Annotated in this window: 13 protein-coding genes; 5 read left to right on the top strand and 8 right to left on the bottom strand. The window is 73.3% G+C overall.

Annotation, left to right across the window (positions count from 1 at the left end; genetic code table 11):
- Positions 1 to 62 precede the first annotated feature (62 nt).
- Both DT057_RS20655 and DT057_RS20650 read right to left on the bottom strand, forming a co-directional pair.
- Positions 63 to 1,139: a tartrate dehydrogenase gene (locus tag DT057_RS20655; RefSeq protein ID WP_128563992.1), complete on the bottom strand. Its 1,077-nt coding sequence runs from the start codon at positions 1,137 to 1,139 to the stop codon at positions 63 to 65.
- 29 nt (positions 1,140 to 1,168) lie between these two features.
- Positions 1,169 to 2,467 carry an MFS transporter gene (locus DT057_RS20650; protein ID WP_128563991.1) on the bottom strand — a complete coding sequence of 433 codons (1,299 nt, stop codon included), beginning with the start codon at positions 2,465 to 2,467 and terminating at the stop codon, positions 1,169 to 1,171.
- A gap of 163 nt (positions 2,468 to 2,630) precedes the next feature.
- Here DT057_RS20650 and DT057_RS20645 point away from each other — a divergent pair, with 163 nt between their 5' ends.
- From DT057_RS20645 to DT057_RS20630, 4 genes are all read left to right on the top strand, one after another.
- Complete coding sequence (locus DT057_RS20645) at positions 2,631 to 3,335, top strand: GntR family transcriptional regulator (protein ID WP_128563990.1); 705 nt, start codon at positions 2,631 to 2,633, stop codon at positions 3,333 to 3,335.
- Between the two features lie 443 nt (positions 3,336 to 3,778).
- A complete protein-coding gene (locus DT057_RS20640; RefSeq protein ID WP_407068087.1) occupies positions 3,779 to 5,002 on the top strand; it encodes an MFS transporter in 1,224 nt (407 codons plus the stop codon).
- Entirely contained in the window at positions 4,999 to 5,706 is a 708-nt protein-coding gene (gene fhuF, locus DT057_RS20635; protein ID WP_128563988.1) for a siderophore-iron reductase FhuF, read from the top strand. Before DT057_RS20640 ends, fhuF begins: the two co-directional genes overlap by 4 nt.
- A 5-nt stretch (positions 5,707 to 5,711) precedes the next feature.
- A complete protein-coding gene (locus DT057_RS20630; RefSeq protein WP_128563987.1) occupies positions 5,712 to 7,457 on the top strand; it encodes an ABC transporter ATP-binding protein in 1,746 nt (581 codons plus the stop codon).
- Positions 7,458 to 7,494: 37 nt separating this feature from the next.
- On the opposite strand, the gene DT057_RS20625 is transcribed toward DT057_RS20630, so the two are convergent.
- The 3 genes from DT057_RS20625 to DT057_RS20615 all read right to left on the bottom strand — a co-directional run bounded on the left by DT057_RS20625 (position 7,495) and on the right by DT057_RS20615 (position 11,268).
- Positions 7,495 to 9,762, bottom strand: coding sequence for a TonB-dependent siderophore receptor (locus tag DT057_RS20625; protein WP_128563986.1), 2,268 nt, complete (start codon positions 9,760 to 9,762; stop codon positions 7,495 to 7,497).
- Positions 9,763 to 10,082: 320 nt separating this feature from the next.
- Positions 10,083 to 10,448, bottom strand: coding sequence for a hypothetical protein (locus tag DT057_RS20620; protein ID WP_128563985.1), 366 nt, complete (start codon positions 10,446 to 10,448; stop codon positions 10,083 to 10,085).
- Positions 10,449 to 10,731: 283 nt separating this feature from the next.
- On the bottom strand, positions 10,732 to 11,268 hold the full coding sequence (locus tag DT057_RS20615; RefSeq protein WP_203236334.1) for a cupin domain-containing protein: 537 nt from the start codon (positions 11,266 to 11,268) through the stop codon (positions 10,732 to 10,734).
- Between the two features lie 674 nt (positions 11,269 to 11,942).
- Between DT057_RS20615 and DT057_RS20610 the strand changes: the two genes are divergently transcribed.
- The gene (locus DT057_RS20610) at positions 11,943 to 12,137 is read left to right on the top strand and encodes a hypothetical protein (RefSeq protein WP_128563983.1); all 195 of its coding nucleotides are present in this window, start codon (positions 11,943 to 11,945) and stop codon (positions 12,135 to 12,137) included.
- Positions 12,138 to 12,173: 36 nt separating this feature from the next.
- On the opposite strand, the gene DT057_RS20605 is transcribed toward DT057_RS20610, so the two are convergent.
- The 3 genes from DT057_RS20605 to DT057_RS20595 all read right to left on the bottom strand — a co-directional run bounded on the left by DT057_RS20605 (position 12,174) and on the right by DT057_RS20595 (position 15,821).
- The gene (locus DT057_RS20605) at positions 12,174 to 13,808 is read right to left on the bottom strand and encodes an ABC1 kinase family protein (RefSeq protein WP_128563982.1); all 1,635 of its coding nucleotides are present in this window, start codon (positions 13,806 to 13,808) and stop codon (positions 12,174 to 12,176) included.
- 258 nt (positions 13,809 to 14,066) lie between these two features.
- Complete coding sequence (locus DT057_RS20600; protein WP_128563981.1) at positions 14,067 to 14,345, bottom strand: hypothetical protein; 279 nt, start codon at positions 14,343 to 14,345, stop codon at positions 14,067 to 14,069.
- 201 nt (positions 14,346 to 14,546) lie between these two features.
- Positions 14,547 to 15,821 carry a hypothetical protein gene (locus tag DT057_RS20595; protein ID WP_128563980.1) on the bottom strand — a complete coding sequence of 425 codons (1,275 nt, stop codon included), beginning with the start codon at positions 15,819 to 15,821 and terminating at the stop codon, positions 14,547 to 14,549.
- Between the last annotated feature and the right edge of the window lie 487 nt (positions 15,822 to 16,308).

The raw sequence follows: 16,308 nt of genomic DNA, 5'->3' as shown, positions 1-16,308 counted from the left end.
GCGAGGCTCCGCCTCGTGCCGGGCGAGGCCGCCGGCCGCGGCGGCGGACGGCGGCCGAGGCCTCACTCGTTGTCGCCCTGGATGGCCGCGATGACCGCGTCGGTGACCTGGCGGGTCGTCGCCTGGCCGCCGAGGTCGGGGGTGTGGAGGGTCGGATCGGCGGTGACCCGCTCGACGGCGCGCATCAGCCGGGCGGCCGCGGCGGGCTCGCCGAGGTGCTCCAGCATCTGGCAGGCGGTCCAGAAGGTGCCGACCGGGTTGGCAATGCCTTTGCCGGTGATGTCGAAGGCCGAGCCGTGGATCGGCTCGAACATCGACGGGAATCGCCGCTCCGGGTTGATGTTGGCGGTGGGCGCGATCCCGAGCGAGCCGGCGAGCGCCGCCGCGAGGTCGGAGAGGATGTCGGCGTGCAGGTTCGTCGCCACGATGGTGTCGAGGGAGCCGGGCTTCATCACCATGCGCATCGTCATGGCGTCGACCAGCATCTTGTCCCAGGTCACGTCCGGGAAGTCCCGCGCCACCTCGGCGGCGATCTCGTCCCACATCACCATGGCGTGGCGCTGCGCGTTCGACTTCGTCACCACGGTGAGGAGCTTGCGGGGGCGCGCCCGCGCCAGCTCGAACGCGTAGCGGATGATCCGCGCGACGCCGGTGCGCGTCATCATCGAGACGTCGGTGGCGACCTCCTCCGGCAGCCCGCGGTGGACCCGGCCGCCGACGCCGGAATACTCGCCCTCCGAGTTCTCGCGCACGATCACCCAGTCGAGCTCGGGGCCCGAGACGTGGCGCAGCGGGCTCGTGATGCCGGGCAGCACCCGGGTCGGCCGCACGTTGGCGTACTGGTCGAAGGGCTGGCAGATCGCGAGCCGCAGGCCCCACAGCGTGATGTGGTCGGGCACGTCCGGCGCGCCCACGGCGCCGAAGTAGATCGCGTCGTGGTCCCTGATCCGCTCGCGCCCGTCCTCGGGCATCATCACGCCGTGCGCCTTGTAGTAGTCCGAGCCCCAGTCGAAGTGATCGAACGAGAACCCGAACTGCCCGTTGCGCCCCGCGAGGGCGTTCAGCACCTCGATGCCGGCCGCGATGACCTCCTTGCCGATGCCGTCGCCCGGGATGGCGGCGATGCGATACTGCTTCATGACGAGGCTCCTGTTCAACGCGAGGGGGGTCAGCGCACGACGAGCGCCGGGAGGGCGGACCGGGAGGTCCGCCGCAGGGACAGGGTGAACGCCGCCGAGAGCGCGAGCGTCGCGGCCGAGATCATCAGCCCGAGCGTGAAGCTGCCGGAGGCCTCGCGCGCCCAGCCGATCAGCGCGGGGCCGACGAAGCCGCCGAGGTTGCCGATCGAGTTGATCGCCGCGATGCCGGCCGCCGCCTTCGTGCCGGAGAGGAACTCGGTCGGCAGCTGCCAGAAGGGCGGGCGGGCCGCCATCACCCCGGCGATGGCGATCGCGAGGAAGATCACCGTCGGGACCACGAACTCGTGGACGAGGCCGGCCACGACGAGCCCGGCGCAGCCGACCGCGCAGGCGGCGGCGACGTGGCCGAAACGCTCGCCCGTCCGGTCCGAGTGCCGTGCCCAGGCCCCCATCGTGGCGATGGCGAGCAGGTACGGGAGCGCGCTGATGAAGCCGACCTCGATGTTCGAGTGGCCGAACCCCTTGACGATCTGCGGCAGCCAGAGCTCGATCCCGTAGAGGCCGGTGGTGAGCCCGAAATACACCAGGGCGAGGCGCAGCACCGGCCAGCTGACCAGGGTGGCGCCGACCTCGCGCAGGGAATGGTGCTGGGGCGCGCCCCGCTCGGCCCGCATCTCGGCCACGAGCCAGTCGCGCTGCTCGGGCGTGAGCCAGGCCGCGCCCTCGGGCCGGTCGGTGAGGTAGGCGAGGCAGACGAACCCGAGGATCACGGCCGGCGCCGCCTCGAGGATGAACATCCACTGCCAGCCGCGGAAGCCCAGGATGCCGTCCATGGCGAGGAGGTAGCCCGAGACCGGCGCCGCGACCGCGCTGGCGATCGGGATCGCGACCACGAACCCCGCGGTGACCCGGCCCCGCCAGCGCTTCGGGAACCAGTAGGTCAGGTAGAGGATCACGCCGGGGAAGAAGCCGGCCTCGGCCACGCCGAGCAGGAAGCGCAGGACGTAGAACTGGCCGGGCCCGGTGATGAAGGCGAAGCCCATCGAGATCAGGCCCCAGGTGATCATCACCCGGGCGATCCAGCGCCGCGCGCCGAAGCGGTCGAGCAGCAGGTTCGACGGTACCTCGAACAGGAAGTAGGACAGGAAGAAGATCCCGGCGCCGAAGCCGAACATGGTCGGCGTGAGGCCGAGGTCGCGGCTCATGGTGAGGGCCGCGAAGCCGACGTTGATCCGGTCGACGAAGGCGACGACGTAGAGAATGCAGAGGAAGGGTACCAGGCGCCAGGCGACGCGGCGCATGGTGACCCCTTCGAGCGAGCCGTCCATCGTGTCCTCCCTCAGGACCGCCCGCACGCCTGGGCCCACGCTTGAGCGCCAACTTCCATGCAAGCTGGGATGTGTTAGGGGCGCGGATGCCGGCTTGTCAACCCTGCCATTGCACGTGGCATGGAAGCTGATAGACCTCCGGGGTGGGGGCACGGAGCCGGGCATGGAACGGGCACGGGCGGCGCGGGACGAGGCCGGGGCGCGGCGGACCTCGCTCGTCGACGACGCCTACGCGGCGATGAGGGAGGCGATCCGCAGCGCGAGCTTCGCGCCCGGCTACCAGGCCTCGGAGCAGGAGATCGCGACCCGGCTCGGCATGAGCCGCACGCCGGTGCACGAGGCGGCGATCCGGCTCCAGGAGGACGGCCTCGTCAAGGTGCTGCCGCGGCGGGGCATCCTGATCTGCGCCATCGCGCCGGACGACCTGCGCGAGATCTACGACGTGATCATCGCCGTCGAGGGGCAGGCCGCCGAGCTGGTGGCGGGCCTGCCCGCGGCCGAGCGCGCGCACGCCGCCGGCGAACTCGCCCGGCAGACCTCCGTGATGGAGGCGGCGCAGGCCGGCGGCGACCTGACGGCGTGGGGCCCGGCGGACGAGGGCTTCCACCGCACCCTGGTCGAGCAGGCCGGCAACGGCCGCATGATCCGGATCATGCGGACGGTCAACGACCAGGCGCATCGCGCCCGGATGCTCACGCTCAAGTTGCGGCGAGAGCTCGACGCATCCCTGGCCGAGCACCACGGCATCGTCGCGGCGATCCGGGCGGGCGACGGCGGCGAGGCCCGCGAGCGCGCCCGCCAGCACCGCGTCCGCGCGCGAAACGAGCTGCTTCCGCTCCTGGCAGAGCTCGGCCTCAAGCACCTGTAGCGCCATCGCCGCCGCCGCGCCGGGATCCGGCGGGCCCGGCCGCGGCACTGGACATCACCGCATCGCGTAGGTCATAGCGAAGTCGAGAGACGGCGATGATCTAGCTTATCATCGTTCCAATCTATGTTCCGCGCGTCCGGCCCCGTGTTGCCGCGCGCTCCTGCGAGGATTCGTGGTTCGAGGCTCAAGACGTGACCCTGGTGCCGGTCCGCCGTTCCTTGTGACGGAGGTCGCCGCGCGGCCGGCCGGGGCCCAGGCCCGGGGCCGCGGCGCGCGGGTCGCTGCCGCGGCCCCGGGTCCAGGGCGGAGCGGGCGCGGCCGGCGCCCTTGGCCGCGGCTCGGCGCGGACCGCGATCCCGGGCGCTCCTCCGTGACGCGCGGGGCGCGGGGCGATGCGCGAGGCCCGCATCCCGGCCGGTCCCGCGAGAGCGCCTGATCGGCCTTTGCCCGTCCTCATGCGCGCCTTCGCCCTCGTCCGGCCCCTGGCCCCGTTCCTCTGCCTCTACGTCACCTTCGGGACGACGCTCGGCTTCCTCGCGGGCGGGGCGCCGCTGATCCTGCGCGCGCGCGGGGTCGAGCTCGCCGAGATCGGCCTGCTCCAGCTCATCAACCTCCCGGTCGGGCTCACGTTTCTCTGGGCGGCGGCCGTCGACGGGCTCCGGGTGCCGGGTCTTCCCCACCGCACCGGCTGGATCGTCGCCATGCAGGCGACCGCCGTCGCCCTGCTGGCGGTGCTCAGCGGGGGCGAGACCTGGCCGCTCCTCGTGCTGTTCGGCCTCGCCGTCGCCACGAGCTTCTGCGTCGCGACGATGGATGTCGCGCTCGAGGCCCTGGTGGTCGAGACGGTCTCGGACGACCTGCGGCCGCTCGTGGCCTCGGCGAAGTTCTGCGGGGCCGCCCTCGGCAGCATCGTGGGGTCGGGCCTCCTGATCGGGTTCTACGACGTCCTGGGCTGGCGCGCGGCGATCCTCACGGTCGCCGGCATCGACGCGCTCTGCCTGCTGCCCATCCTGCGCTACCCGGAGGCGCGCCTGCGCCGTCCCGACGCCCGGATGGCGCGCGACGCCGCGACCCTCGGCCGCCTGCGCCTGCTCGGCGGGCGCGTCCTCGTCCTCGGCCTCTACTTCGCCGCGCTGTCGGTGCTGTCGGGCTTCAACAACCTCGCCCTGCTCGACCTCGGTCTGCCGCTCGCCGAGGTCGGCTTCGTGACCGGCGGCCTCTCGGCCGGCATCAACCTCGTCATGGCGGCGCTGTCGGGCAGCCTGGTGCGGCGGTTCGGGACGGTGCCGCTCGTCACGCTCTCGGCGGCCGGCATGGTCGCGGCGGGCGGCCTCATGGGCGCGGCGGCGCTCGCCGGGGCGCCGCGCCTCGCCCTCGCCGCCACCGTGCTGGGCTTCGTCTGCGGCGGGGGGCTCGGCGTGCCGGTGTTCGGCATGATCTACCGCTGGGCGCAAGGTCCGCGCCCGGCGACGGATTACGCGCTGCTGTTCGGCGCCGCGTTCTTCGCCGCCATGCCGGTGCGCGTGGGCGCTCCCGCCCTCGCGGGCGCGGCGGGCTGGCCCGTCTACTACGCCCTCGCGGTGTCGTTCTTCGCCGCCGCCTTCCTGGTCCTGCGGTCGGCCATCGCCCGCACCCTGGCGGCCGACCGGGCGGGGCGCGCGCCGTGATCCCGGAGATCGCCGCCCTCCTGCCGCCCTCGCTGGCGACGTTCGGCACCCGGGTCGCGGTCGCGTCCGGTGGCGCGGGAGGCCGCCCCGTCGCGTCCTTACGCGACCGGGCGGTCTTCGACGGGGTGCTCGACGGCTTCGGGGCGGCCTACCCGAGGGCCGACCGGCGCTCCCTCGTGTCGCTCTGGTCGCAGAACTACCTCGCGGCCCTGGTCATCCCGTGCGCCACGGCGCTCCTGTGCCTCGACCGGGTGCTGCCGGTGGCCCTGGAGGAGACCGGCCTCGAGCTCGACGCGGCGCACGCGCCCGCCCGCCTCCTGCTGCCCGGGGCCGGGCGGGCCGGCGCGCCCGCGGGCGGGCGCTTCGCCCTCCTGGTGGCGGGGCATCTGCGACCGTTCGTCGGCCTCTGCGCCGCCCACGGCGGCCCCTCGCCGCGGGTGCTGTGGGGCAATGCCGGCGTCATGCTGGATTTCACCCTGCGCGAGCTCGTCGCCGCCGCGCCCGTGCTGGCCGCGCCGCGGGCGGAGGCCGAGGCCCTCCTCGGGTGGCGTTCGGGCCGGGCCTCGCCTACAAGCCCCCTGGCGCAGACCTTCCGCCCCGGGAGCCCCTGCGACGGGCCGTGCCGTCGCGTCTGCTGCACGCGCTACCGGCTGCCCGGCGTACCCTCCTGCGGCGCCCTCTGCCCCGTCCAACCCCCGACCTGAGCGCCATGCTGAAGGCCTTCCTCGCCTACTACCGGCCGCACCGGGCCCTCTTCCTGCTCGATTTCGGCTGCGCCATCCTGTCGGGCCTGCTCGAGCTCGGCTTCCCGATGGCCGTCAAGGCCTTCGTCGACGTCCTGCTGCCCCGGCAGGACTGGTCCCTGATCCTGCTGGCGGCGGCCGGGCTCGTGGCGCTCTACGTCGCGAATGCCGGGCTGATGGTGGTGGTGACCTACTGGGGGCACGTGCTCGGCATCAACATCGAGACCGAGATGCGCGCCCGCGCCTTCGACCACCTGCAGACGCTGTCGTTCCGCTTCTACGACAACCAGAAGACCGGCCACCTCGTGGCGCGGGTCACCAAGGACCTCGAGGAGATCGGGGAGGTGGCCCACCACGGCCCCGAGGACCTGTTCATCGCCGTGATGACCCTCGTCGGCGCCTTCGCGCTGATGTTCCTCGTCCACCCGCCGCTGGCGCTGCTCACCGCCGCGATCCTGCCGGTGATCGCCTTCGTCACCCTGCGCTACGGCGGGCGCATGACCCGCAACTGGCAGGCCCAGTACGGCCGGGTCGGGGCCTTCAACGCCCGCATCGAGGAGAACGTCGGCGGCATCCGGGTGGTCAAGGCCTTCGCCAACGAGGCGCACGAGCGGCGCCTGTTCGCCGCCGACAACGCGCGCTACCGCACCACCAAGCTCGAGGCCTACCGGATCATGGCCGGCAGCCTGTCGATCAACTACCTCGGCATGCGGCTGGTCCAGATCGTGGTGCTGCTCGGGGGCGCCGCCTACGTGGTCCGGGGCGACCTCACGGCCGGCGGCTTCGTCGGGTTCCTGCTGCTCGTCGGCGTGTTCTACCGCCCGCTCGAGAAGATCGGCGCCGTGGTCGAGACCTACCCGAAGGGCATCGCGGGCTTCCGGCGCTACTGCGAGCTCCTGGCGATCCGGCCCGACATCGTCGACCGACCGGGGGCGGTCGCAGCGCCGCCCCTGCGGGGCGACATCCGCTTCGAGGGGGTGAGCTTCGGCTACGCCTCCGGGCGTTCCGTGCTGGCGAACCTCAACCTCGGGATCGCGGCCGGCGAGACGGTGGCCTTCGTGGGCGCCTCGGGGGCGGGCAAGACGACCCTGTGCTCGCTGATCCCGCGCTTCTACGAGGTCGAGGCCGGCCGGATCACGATCGACGGGCGGGACATCCGCGACCTCACGCTCGCGTCCCTGCGGCGCCAGATCGGCATCGTCCAGCAGGACGTCTTCCTGTTCGCCGGCACCATCCGGGAGAACATCGCCTACGGCCGCCTCGACGCCGACGAGGGCGAGATCCGCGAGGCGGCGCGCCGGGCGCGCCTCGACGGGTTGATCGCGGGCCTGCCCGAGGGCCTCGACACGCCGGTGGGGGAGCGGGGCGTGAAGCTCTCGGGCGGCCAGAAGCAGCGCCTGGCGATCGCGCGGGTCTTCCTCAAGAACCCGCCGATCCTGATCCTGGACGAGGCGACCTCGGCGCTCGACACGCAGACCGAGCGGGAGATCCAGCAATCCCTGACGGACCTGGCCGAGGGGCGGACCACCCTCGTCATCGCCCACCGCCTCGCGACGATCCGCAACGCGGACCGCATCGTCGTGGTGGCCGAGAACGGGGTCGCCGAGGAGGGCCGGCACGACGCCCTGGTCGAGGCCGGCGGGTACTACCGCCGCCTCCACGGCACCCCGGCCGGGCCGGAGCCGCGGGAGAGCCCGACGGCGGCCGAGTGACCGGAGCGGCCGGGACCGCCCGGCCGCGGGGCCGGCCTCACCACTTGTAGCTCAGGCTCGCGACGACCCGGCGGGCGTCGCCGTAGAAGCAGGAATTGATTGCCTGGCAGGAGGACACGAAGCGCCGGTCGGCGATGTTCGTGGCGTTCAGGGCGATGCGCCAGTTCTCGTAGTTGTAGTGCACCTGGGCGTCGAACAGCACGTAATCCGGCACCCGCACGGTGTTGGCCACGTCCGCGAAGGAGCGCCCGATGTAGCGCACGCCGCCGCCGAAGCCGAACCCCTTCCAGTCGCCGAACGGGATGGTGTAGTCCACGAACAGCGAGGCGAGGTTCTCCGGAATGTTGACCGGCACCCGCCCGAGCTGCTCCGGCGTGCCCTTCTCGGTGGTGAGCCCGAAGACCGTGTAGGCCGCGACGGCGTTCAAGCCCTCCGCCAGGGTCGCGGTCAGCGACGCCTCGAAGCCGGTGGAGCGCACCTCGCCGATCTGCGTCTGGAACAGCGTGTTCGCCGGGTTGGCGGTGAGCACGTTGGAGCGGCGCAGGTCGAAGCCCGCGAGCGTGACGAAGTAGCCTGCGCCCGGCGGCTCGAACTTGACGCCGCCCTCGATCTGGTCGCCCGTCTCGGGCCGGAAGGACTGCCCGTTGACGTCGGTCCCGATCTGCGGCTGGAACGACGTCGCGTAGGTGACGTAGGGCGCGAGGCCGAAGTCGAAGTTGTAGATCAGGGCCGTGCGGTAGGTGAACGCGTTGTCGCTGCGCCCGTTGCTGTTGCCCGGCGTGAGCAGGTCGCGGACGCGGTTGTCGGCGAAGTCCTGCCGGCCGCCGAGCAGGAGGGTCAGCCGGTCGGTGATCTTGATCTGGTCCTGGGCGTAGAGGCCGAGCTGCTCGAACGAATCGGCGTTGACGAGGTAGGGCGTCGGCGCGGCGACGCGCTGCCCGTAGACCGGAAACAGGATGCTCAGGCTGGGCCCCGGGAACGTCGACGCCTGGTTGTCGTGCAGCTGGTAGTTCTTGTAGTCGAGGCCGAGCAGCAGGTCGTGGCGGAAGAACCCGTCGGAGAAGCGTGCCTCGGCCTGGTTGTCCACCTGGAACAGGTTGGCCCGGGCGCTGTCGCGGAACTGGTAGCGGGCGAGGCGGGTCTCGGCGGCGTCGCTGTAGCCGATCTGGCCGATGTAGGAGTTCTGGAAGCTCTCCACGAACGAGTAGCGCAGGTTCTGCCGGACCGTCCATGTCTCGTCGAAGGCGTGCTCGAACTCGTAGCCGACGTAGGCCTGGTCGCGCCGGAAGGTGTTGAGGTCGGCGTCGCCCACGTTGAGCGAGCGCGGGATCCGCAGCCCCGAGAGGTTCGGCCGGACCGTCCCGGAATAGGGCAGGAAGTTCGCCGTGACGGCGGCGTTGTCGTGCTGGTAGCTCGACAGCACGGTGAGCTTGGTCGCGCCGTCCGGCTTGTAGGTGAAGGCCGGCGCGATGTAGACGCGGTCCTCCGGCGCGCCCTCGACCTGGGTGCCGCCGGTGCGGCCGATGCCGGTCAGGCGGTAGAACCAGTGGCCGTCCGCGTCGGCCGGGCCGCCGAGGTCGAAGGCGGCGTAGCCGAAGCCGCCCTGGCCGAAGGCCCCGCCGCCGACCTCGACGTAGCGCAGCGGGTCGAGCGTCGGGCGCTTCGTGACCTGGTTGATGAGGCCGCCCGGGTTGCCGGCGCCGAACAGCACGGCGGCGGGCCCGCGCAGCACCTCGATGCGCTCCAGGCCGAACGTGTCGACCCGGAAATAGGCGAAGCCGTAGTTCAGGAGCTGAAGCCCGTCCCGATAGATGCCGTAGTCGCTCGCCACGAAGCCGCGCAGGGTGAAGTAGTCGATGCGCGAATCGGCCCCGAAGGTGCCCGAGTAGAGGCCCGGCACGTACTGGGTCGCCTGGGTCAGGGTCTGGGCCTTCTGGGCGTCGATCTGCTCGCGCCCGACGACGCTGATCGATTGCGGCGTCTCGATGAGCGGCGTGTTGGTCTTGGTCGCGGTGGCGGAGCGGGTGGCCACGAAGCCGTTCACGGGGCCGGTCGGGCTCTCGACGGTGCGCACGGCGGCGGCCGCGGCGGAGGGCGGCAGCGCGCCGCCCCCGCGCCCCTCGACGGTGATCTCGTCGAGCTGCACCGTCGCCTCGGCGGGCGGGCTGGCGATGCCGCGGCGCGGCGGCGTCGCGTCCTGGGCCGCCGCGGCCACGGCGAGGGTGAGGAGCGAAGCGCCGGCAAGGCCGAGGCGCGACGCAGCGCTCCGGGGGGAGAAGAGGTACTGAGACTTGCCAACCCGCATCTGACACTCCGCGCACGCGCCACCACGCGCCTGCCCGGGCAGGCGCCAGTTTATAACTATCCTAAGCTACTGATATGAATGAGCTTTGCGGTAAGGCGTAAGGTGTCGCCCCCGGCGGAGCAAGGCGGTGGCGGAGGGAAGTCCGGAGTGTGGCTGCCGTGCCACGCGCCCGCCCGGCACACGGCCTCGGGCCTGACCCGGGGCCCGTTCCGTCGCGACCGCAACCGTGGGGTTCAGAGCGCGCGCCGGCGGGCGCACACGGCCTCGGGCAGCCGCGCTGCCGGCGCGTCCCGCCCGCCGACGCCTCGGCGCGCCTCAGGTCAGTCGACGCCCCGCGCGAGGGAGCCGGAGCCCGCGAGGCTGATCCGGCGCGGGCCGGAGACGCGCGGCTCGCTCGTCGGCGGGCCGGGCTGGCGCGCCTGGGCGAACAGCACGGCGCCGGCATGGCCGGCCACCTGGACCAGGTCCGCCTCCGCACAGGTGGCGGCGAGGCGCAGGCCGAGCGCGTGCAGGTGGCTCTTCCCGTAGAGGTACGCGGCGAGGCGTGCCCGCGTCAGGTTCGGGATGCCGGCCACGATCGCCGCCACGGCCTCCCGGTCGCCCCGGTAGAGGGCGCCGAGCGTCTCGAGCGGCACGGGGCAGTCGCCGCCGTCGATCAAGGAGGGTCGGGCCTTCGGCAGCGACATCGGGCACCTGCGCGGCGTGAACCCCGGAAGCCTCGCCCCGCGTGCTTAACAAGCCCTTAAGCGGCGCGCCCGCAGGGGTCCCGGGCCCAAGTCCCGCCGAGATGATCCGCGGGGCGTGGCAATTCCGCGACGTGTCGCGGCGCCGCTTCCCTGGCGACGGCGCGGGCGTCGGCGAGATGACGGAGAGACGAGGGCGGTCAGCGCCCGCCGCTCGACATCCGGTGCGCCTGCGGATCGGAGTTAAGCACGCTTTGGTTGTGCAACCCGGCGACTTCGACTGCCGTCACGGGTGCCGGTGGATCGGATCGACCCAGTAGACCGCCTCGGGCTTCTCGACCGGCTCGATGTCGCCGAGGTTCACCACCACCGCCTCGTTGTCGGAGCGCACCAGCACGCATTCGAGCGGCTCGTCCGGCGAGGCGTTGATCTCCTGGTGGGGGACGTAGGGCGGCACGTAGATGAAGTCGCCGGGCCCCGCCTCCGCCACGAACTCGAGGCGCTCGCCCCAGCGCATCCGCGCCCGGCCCCGCACCACGTAGATCACGCTCTCGAGGGCGCCGTGGTGGTGCACGCCGGTCTTGGCGTCCGGCTGGATCGCCACGGTGCCGGCCCAGATCTTCTGGGCGCCCACGCGGGCATGGTTGATGGCGGCCTGCCGGAACATGCCGGGCGTCTGCGCGGTGTTGGGGTCGAGCTTGTCCCCGGTGATCACCCGGACGCCGTCGTGCTTCCAGCGCGGCGCACCGGGCGCGGAATCGTGGTCGTGGTCGTGCGGTTCGGTCGTCACGCGGCGCTCTCCCTGATGCCGGTTCGCCGGCATCCTGCGCGAGGGCGGACCGCCGCGCCAGCACCTCCGGGCGCAGGGCGGGCGCGAGGCCGGGGCACGGCCCGGGCGCCCGGCGCGACGCGCGATCGTTTTGTATAACGAACAATGACCGGCTAGCGCGCCCGGTGACCCCGCCGGCCGGGGCAGGGGACGCGCCGGAGCAGGCCGCGGGTCACCGTCCGGATGGCGAGCGATCAGCCCGCGAAAAAACCGCTTTCTTCCGCGTCCGTGACCCGCGGGAGGTCGAGCCACGTCCTTCGAACTGTTCCATAAAAAGAACGTTCTGGTTGACACGGACCGTCCTGGCGGCGATCCTGGCCGGGCCCTGGAGCGCGCGGACCGCGAGCGTCCGTCCCGCACCGGCGCGCGCCCGACCGCCCTGCTCCCCTGCTTCGCGGAGCGACCGACCACGGAGCGACGTGCGATGACGCGGCCCCGACGAATGTGCCGCCGCCGCGAGGTCCCGGCCCGCGCCGTGCGCGACGGCTGTCCCGCCCCGCGCTGATCCCGCACCAGGTCGAGCAAGGCCGTCCGCGCCCGTCGCGGGAACCTGCGGCGCGCCCCGCGCCCGCCCCGACCGACGAGGCCGCGACGCCCGGCCCGACGCTCGCACTTCCCCGATCCCGCGCCGCGTCCCGATGCCGGGCCGGCGCCAGGAGACGCACGTCATGCACTCTGCCCGCATCGTCGAGGTGAACGAGACCTCGGCCGGCATCGTCGTCCCGGAGCCCGATGGCTTCCGGTTCTTCGCCGCCCACCCGGATTTCCACGCCCTGGAGGGCCGCGTGTTCCGCAGCCCGCGCCACGCCACCCGGGAGGCGAGCGCGCTCCAGGCCCGCCGCCGCGGCAGGCGGCGGCCGTGAGCGGGGGGCGGCGCGCCGGGCGCGCCGCCCCGTGCCTCAGCGGTTGCGGGCGAGCAGCAGGATCCAGCCGATCCCGATGGTGAGGACGAGGATGCCGATCGTCACGAAAGCCGGGGTGCCGTGCTCCATCAGCCGGGGGGCGAGCTGCGTGGCGAAGGCCGCCACCACGAGGCCGACCGCGACCCGCGCGGCGGCCCGCTCGATGCCCCGGGTCAGCTTGTCCATGCCCTTCAGCTCGATCTCGACGGTGACCCGGCCCTGCTTGAGGCGCACCAGCATCAGGTGGACCAGGGTCGGCAGCTCCGAGGCGGCGCCGTAGAGCCCGGCCGCGAGGCCCTGGAAGCGGCCCTTCAGGTCCTTGAGCGAGAACTGCGCCCGCATCGTGCGCCGCACGGTCGGGCCCGCCGCGGCGAAGAGGTCGAAGTTCGGGTCGAGCTGGCGCATCACGCCGTCCGCCGTCACCAGGCCCTTGAACAGGATGGCGAGGTCGGTCGGCATCGCGAGGTCGTTCTCGCGCGCCATGGTCATGAAGTCGGTGAGCACGAGGCCGAGGTTGAGCGTCGTGCCGTTGTGCCGGGTGACGAAGGCCTGCGAGGCGGCCTCGAGGCGGGTCAGGTCGGGGTTGCTGGCGCCGGTCCAGTCGAGGAGCACCGCCATCAGCCCGTCGGCATCCTCCTTCAGCATCGCGCCGATGAGGATCAGGAGCTGCGAGCGCCGCCGCTGCGACAGGCGGCCGACGATGCCGAAATCGATGAAGCCGACCCGGTTGCCGGTCATCGCCAGCAGGTTGCCGGGGTGGGGGTCGGCGTGGAAGACGCCCTCGATCAGCGCCATGTGCAGGAAGGCGTCGACGCCGCGCTGCGCCAGCAGCACCCGGTCGAGGCCGGCCTCCTCCAGGCGCTTGGTGTCGGTCGGCGGGATGCCGTGGATGAATTCCTGCACCAGGACCCGCTCGGAGGTGTAGTCCCAGTAGATCTTCGGGAAGACGACGTCCTCGCGGTCGGCGAACAGGGCCGCCAGCATCTCGCAGTTGCGGCCCTCGTTGTTGAGGTCGAGCTCCTCCCGCAGGCCGTTCGAGATGTGGCGCATCTGCTCGGTGGGCCGGTAGCGCGCCATCTCGGGCCACTCGCTCTCGACGATGCGGGTGGCGTGGGAGAGGAGGCGCAGGTCCGCCTCGATCACCTTCTGCAGGCCGGGCCGCCGGACCTTGACGATCACCTCCTCGCCGGTCTCGAGACGCGCCCGGTAGACCTGCGCGATCGACGCCGAGGCGATCGGGTTGACGTCGAACTCGGAGAAGATCTCGGAGGGCGGCGCGCCGAGGTCGGCCTCGAGCTGCGGCCGGATCACCTCCCAGGGCAGCGGCGCGACCTGGTCGTGGAGCTTGCCGAGCTCCTCGGTCCATTGCGGCGCCAGAAGGTCGGCGCGGCTGGCCAGCACCTGCCCGAGCTTGATGAAGGTGGGGCCGAGCGCCTCGATGGCCCGGCGCAGGCGCTCGGGCTGGGACAGGCGGGTGAGGTCGACGGCCGGCGCGCTGCGCCAGGCGAGCCGCGGGATGCCCCGCAGCCCCAGCCGGTCCACGACCTTGTTGACGCCGAACCCGATCAGGATCCCGGCGATCTCCTGCAGGCGCTGGCGATCCCGCGCTGCGACGATGGCGGTTTTCAGCATCTGCGCATCGGTTCAGCCCGGCTGCCGTGAGAGAGGGGTCGGCCGCGGGCGGCCGGACGGGAGACGACGGGGTGCGATCTCGCGCACCGCATCCTGAATCCCGCGTCGTGGCGCGCCTAAGGCCTCATCCGGGCGGGACTGAGGCGGGCCCCGCGCCCCCGGCGCCGCGACCGGGCGGGGCCGGGGCGCCGGGCCCGATCGTGCCGCGCCGGAGCGCGCCGATCAAGGCCGGGCTGGGCCGCGGGCTCGCGCGGCCGGTCAGTCCCGGCGCCGTGCCCGGACCCGGAGCGCCGGGACCTCGCCGTCGCCGGACGGCGGGTCGAGGGGGGCCGCGAGGCCGTACTCGACCTCGAAGAAGCGGCGCACGGCCGGCACGTAGCGCGCGTTGAAGCGCGGATCGACGTGCGGGAAGCCGGACGCCTCGAGGGTCGCGAACAGCGCCTCCGCCGCGGGCGCCCGCTGCTTGCCGACGAGGGCCACCGCGATGTCCGCGTCGCTGGCGAATTCCGGCAGCGAGGCCAGACCGCGCACCTTCATGCTCACCTCCCGATCGCGTGCGACGGCGCGCATCTTGGCGGAGCGCGGCCGGGGAGTGAACCGCCGCGCCGCGCCGAGCCGACCGCGGGCGATCGACCGCGCCGGCGAGGACCGGGCCCCCGAAACGAAAAAACCTCTCCCCGCATACGGGGAGAGGCGATGCTTATCCGACGCGAGGTCGGTCGCCGGAGAGCCCGGGGCCTACATCCGGCCGCCGGAGGCGCCGCCGGCGCCCGGCGCGGCGCCGGGACGCCCGCCGCCCCTCTGGGTGCTGCCGGTCGTGTCCGGCGCCGCGCCCGCGCCGCCCTTGGCCTGGCCCCGCTCGCCGCTCGTGCCGCCCGGCTGCCCGGCGCCACGCTCCTCGCCGCGGCCCGTCCCGGCCGCGTTCCGGGCGCCGGGCTCCTGGCCGCCCATCCCCTTGTCGCCCATCCCCTTGTCGCCCGTGCCCTTCTCGCCCATGCCCGTGCGGGTGTCGCGCCCGCCGCGCTCGGCCATGCCGCCGCGCTCGTCGTGGCGCGCCGCGCCGGCATCCCGCTCGCCCCGCGTGCCGGCCCGGGCCGAGACGCCCTCGCTGCGGCGCACGTCGACCCGGTCGCGGGTCCGCTCGCTGCGGGTCGTCACGCTCCCGGTGACGCTGCTGCGCTCGCCGACGACCAGCCGGCGGTACTCGGGCGAGCCGTAGACGACGCGCTGGCCGCGGATCACCACGGTCCGGCTCGGGCCGCTGCGCTCGCGCACCACCAGGCGGCGGTACTCGGGCGAGCCGACGCGAACCCGGCGCCCCTGGATCACCACGAACTCCGCACCGCCCGTGCGCACGCCCCGCGTCTCGCGCCGCTCCACCACCACGAGCCGGCGGTACTCGGGCGAGCCGTAGATCACGCGCTGCCCGGCGATCGTCACGAAGCGGCGACCGCCGGAGACGCTCTCCTCGCGGGACCCGGTGCGGATGCGGGTCTGCGTGTCGCGGCGGCTCTCGGTCCGCTCCTCGACGTCGCGGCGGCCCGACATCTCGCGGCGTCCGTCGCGGGCCTCGTCGCGGCCGGCGCGCTCGCCCGGCCCGGCCTCGCGCCGCTTCCCGTCGCGAGCCATGCGGTCGCCGCCCTCGGTGCCGGTCTGCCGGCCCGTCTCCGGGCGACCACCCTTGTCAGCCATGCCGGGCTGGTCCCGGCTCTTGTCAGCCATGCCGGGCCGGTCCCGGCTCTTGTCAGCCATGCCGGGCCGGTCCCGGCTCTTGTCGGCCATGCCGGGCTGGTCCCGGTCCTTGTCGGCCATGCCGGGCTGGCCTCGGCCCGCGCCGGTCTCAGCCCGGTTCTCCTGCGCGCCGCCCTGGCCGCCCTTGGCCGCCGGCTGGCCCGTCTCGCCGCCGCGTGAGGCGCCGCCCGCCGTCCCGCTCGCGCCGGGCGACCCGGCGCCCTGGGCGAACGCCGAGGTGCTGATCAGCAGAGCTGCCAGCCCAACAGTCAAACGATTCATGACTTTCCCTCCGATTCCAGGTCTCGCGCAATCGGGCGAACTCTTATCGATGGTCCGAAACGCCGATCCCCGAATATCGTTCCGGATGCATGATGCGGAGACTGTCAGCCGCGGTCAAATACGGCCAAGGTGCAGGGTCAATGCATGCTGCGCTGCACATTTGTTCTTGCCGTGGCGGTGGTCTCGTCCCGGCCACGGCGGACACGCGTGGGCTCGCCTCCTCGTCCGCGCGCGGAGCGGGCACCCATCCGCGGGCGGAACTGCCCCGCGCGGGTCGACGTTGCTCGTCACCGTGGCCATGGGCGTGGCCGCGGTGCAGAGGCGCGCGCGCAGCAACATGGCAGAGTCAGTGACGACGCGGCCCGGACGAGACTGGCTCGACCTCACCACGCCGCCGCAGGCGGCGGGAGCGCCGGCACGCGACGGCGCGGCCCCGGCCTGGACCGCCCGCCTGGCGCTGGGGGCCGGGAGCGCCCGCGCCGCCGCC

This window comes from Methylobacterium crusticola (assembly GCF_003574465.1).
Taxonomy (GTDB): domain Bacteria; phylum Pseudomonadota; class Alphaproteobacteria; order Rhizobiales; family Beijerinckiaceae; genus Methylobacterium; species Methylobacterium crusticola.
Note: the sequence above shows the minus strand (reverse complement) of the source record. Positions and strands in the feature narration are given on the sequence as shown.

Excerpts from the sequence above, each read along its gene's own strand:
- DT057_RS20645 (WP_128563990.1), top strand. The coding sequence starts at position 2,631 with ATGGAACGGGCACGGGCGGCGCGGGACGAGGCCGGGGCGCGGCGGACC.
- DT057_RS20595 (WP_128563980.1), bottom strand. The coding sequence starts at position 15,821 with ATGAATCGTTTGACTGTTGGGCTGGCAGCTCTGCTGATCAGCACCTCG.
- DT057_RS20605 (WP_128563982.1), bottom strand. The coding sequence starts at position 13,808 with ATGCTGAAAACCGCCATCGTCGCAGCGCGGGATCGCCAGCGCCTGCAG.
- DT057_RS20630 (WP_128563987.1), top strand. The coding sequence starts at position 5,712 with ATGCTGAAGGCCTTCCTCGCCTACTACCGGCCGCACCGGGCCCTCTTC.
- DT057_RS20600 (WP_128563981.1), bottom strand. The coding sequence starts at position 14,345 with ATGAAGGTGCGCGGTCTGGCCTCGCTGCCGGAATTCGCCAGCGACGCG.
- DT057_RS20620 (WP_128563985.1), bottom strand. The coding sequence starts at position 10,448 with ATGTCGCTGCCGAAGGCCCGACCCTCCTTGATCGACGGCGGCGACTGC.
- DT057_RS20615 (WP_203236334.1), bottom strand. The coding sequence starts at position 11,268 with ATGCCGGCGAACCGGCATCAGGGAGAGCGCCGCGTGACGACCGAACCG.
- DT057_RS20655 (WP_128563992.1), bottom strand. The coding sequence starts at position 1,139 with ATGAAGCAGTATCGCATCGCCGCCATCCCGGGCGACGGCATCGGCAAG.
- DT057_RS20610 (WP_128563983.1), top strand. The coding sequence starts at position 11,943 with ATGCACTCTGCCCGCATCGTCGAGGTGAACGAGACCTCGGCCGGCATC.
- DT057_RS20625 (WP_128563986.1), bottom strand. The coding sequence starts at position 9,762 with ATGCGGGTTGGCAAGTCTCAGTACCTCTTCTCCCCCCGGAGCGCTGCG.
- DT057_RS20650 (WP_128563991.1), bottom strand. The coding sequence starts at position 2,467 with ATGGACGGCTCGCTCGAAGGGGTCACCATGCGCCGCGTCGCCTGGCGC.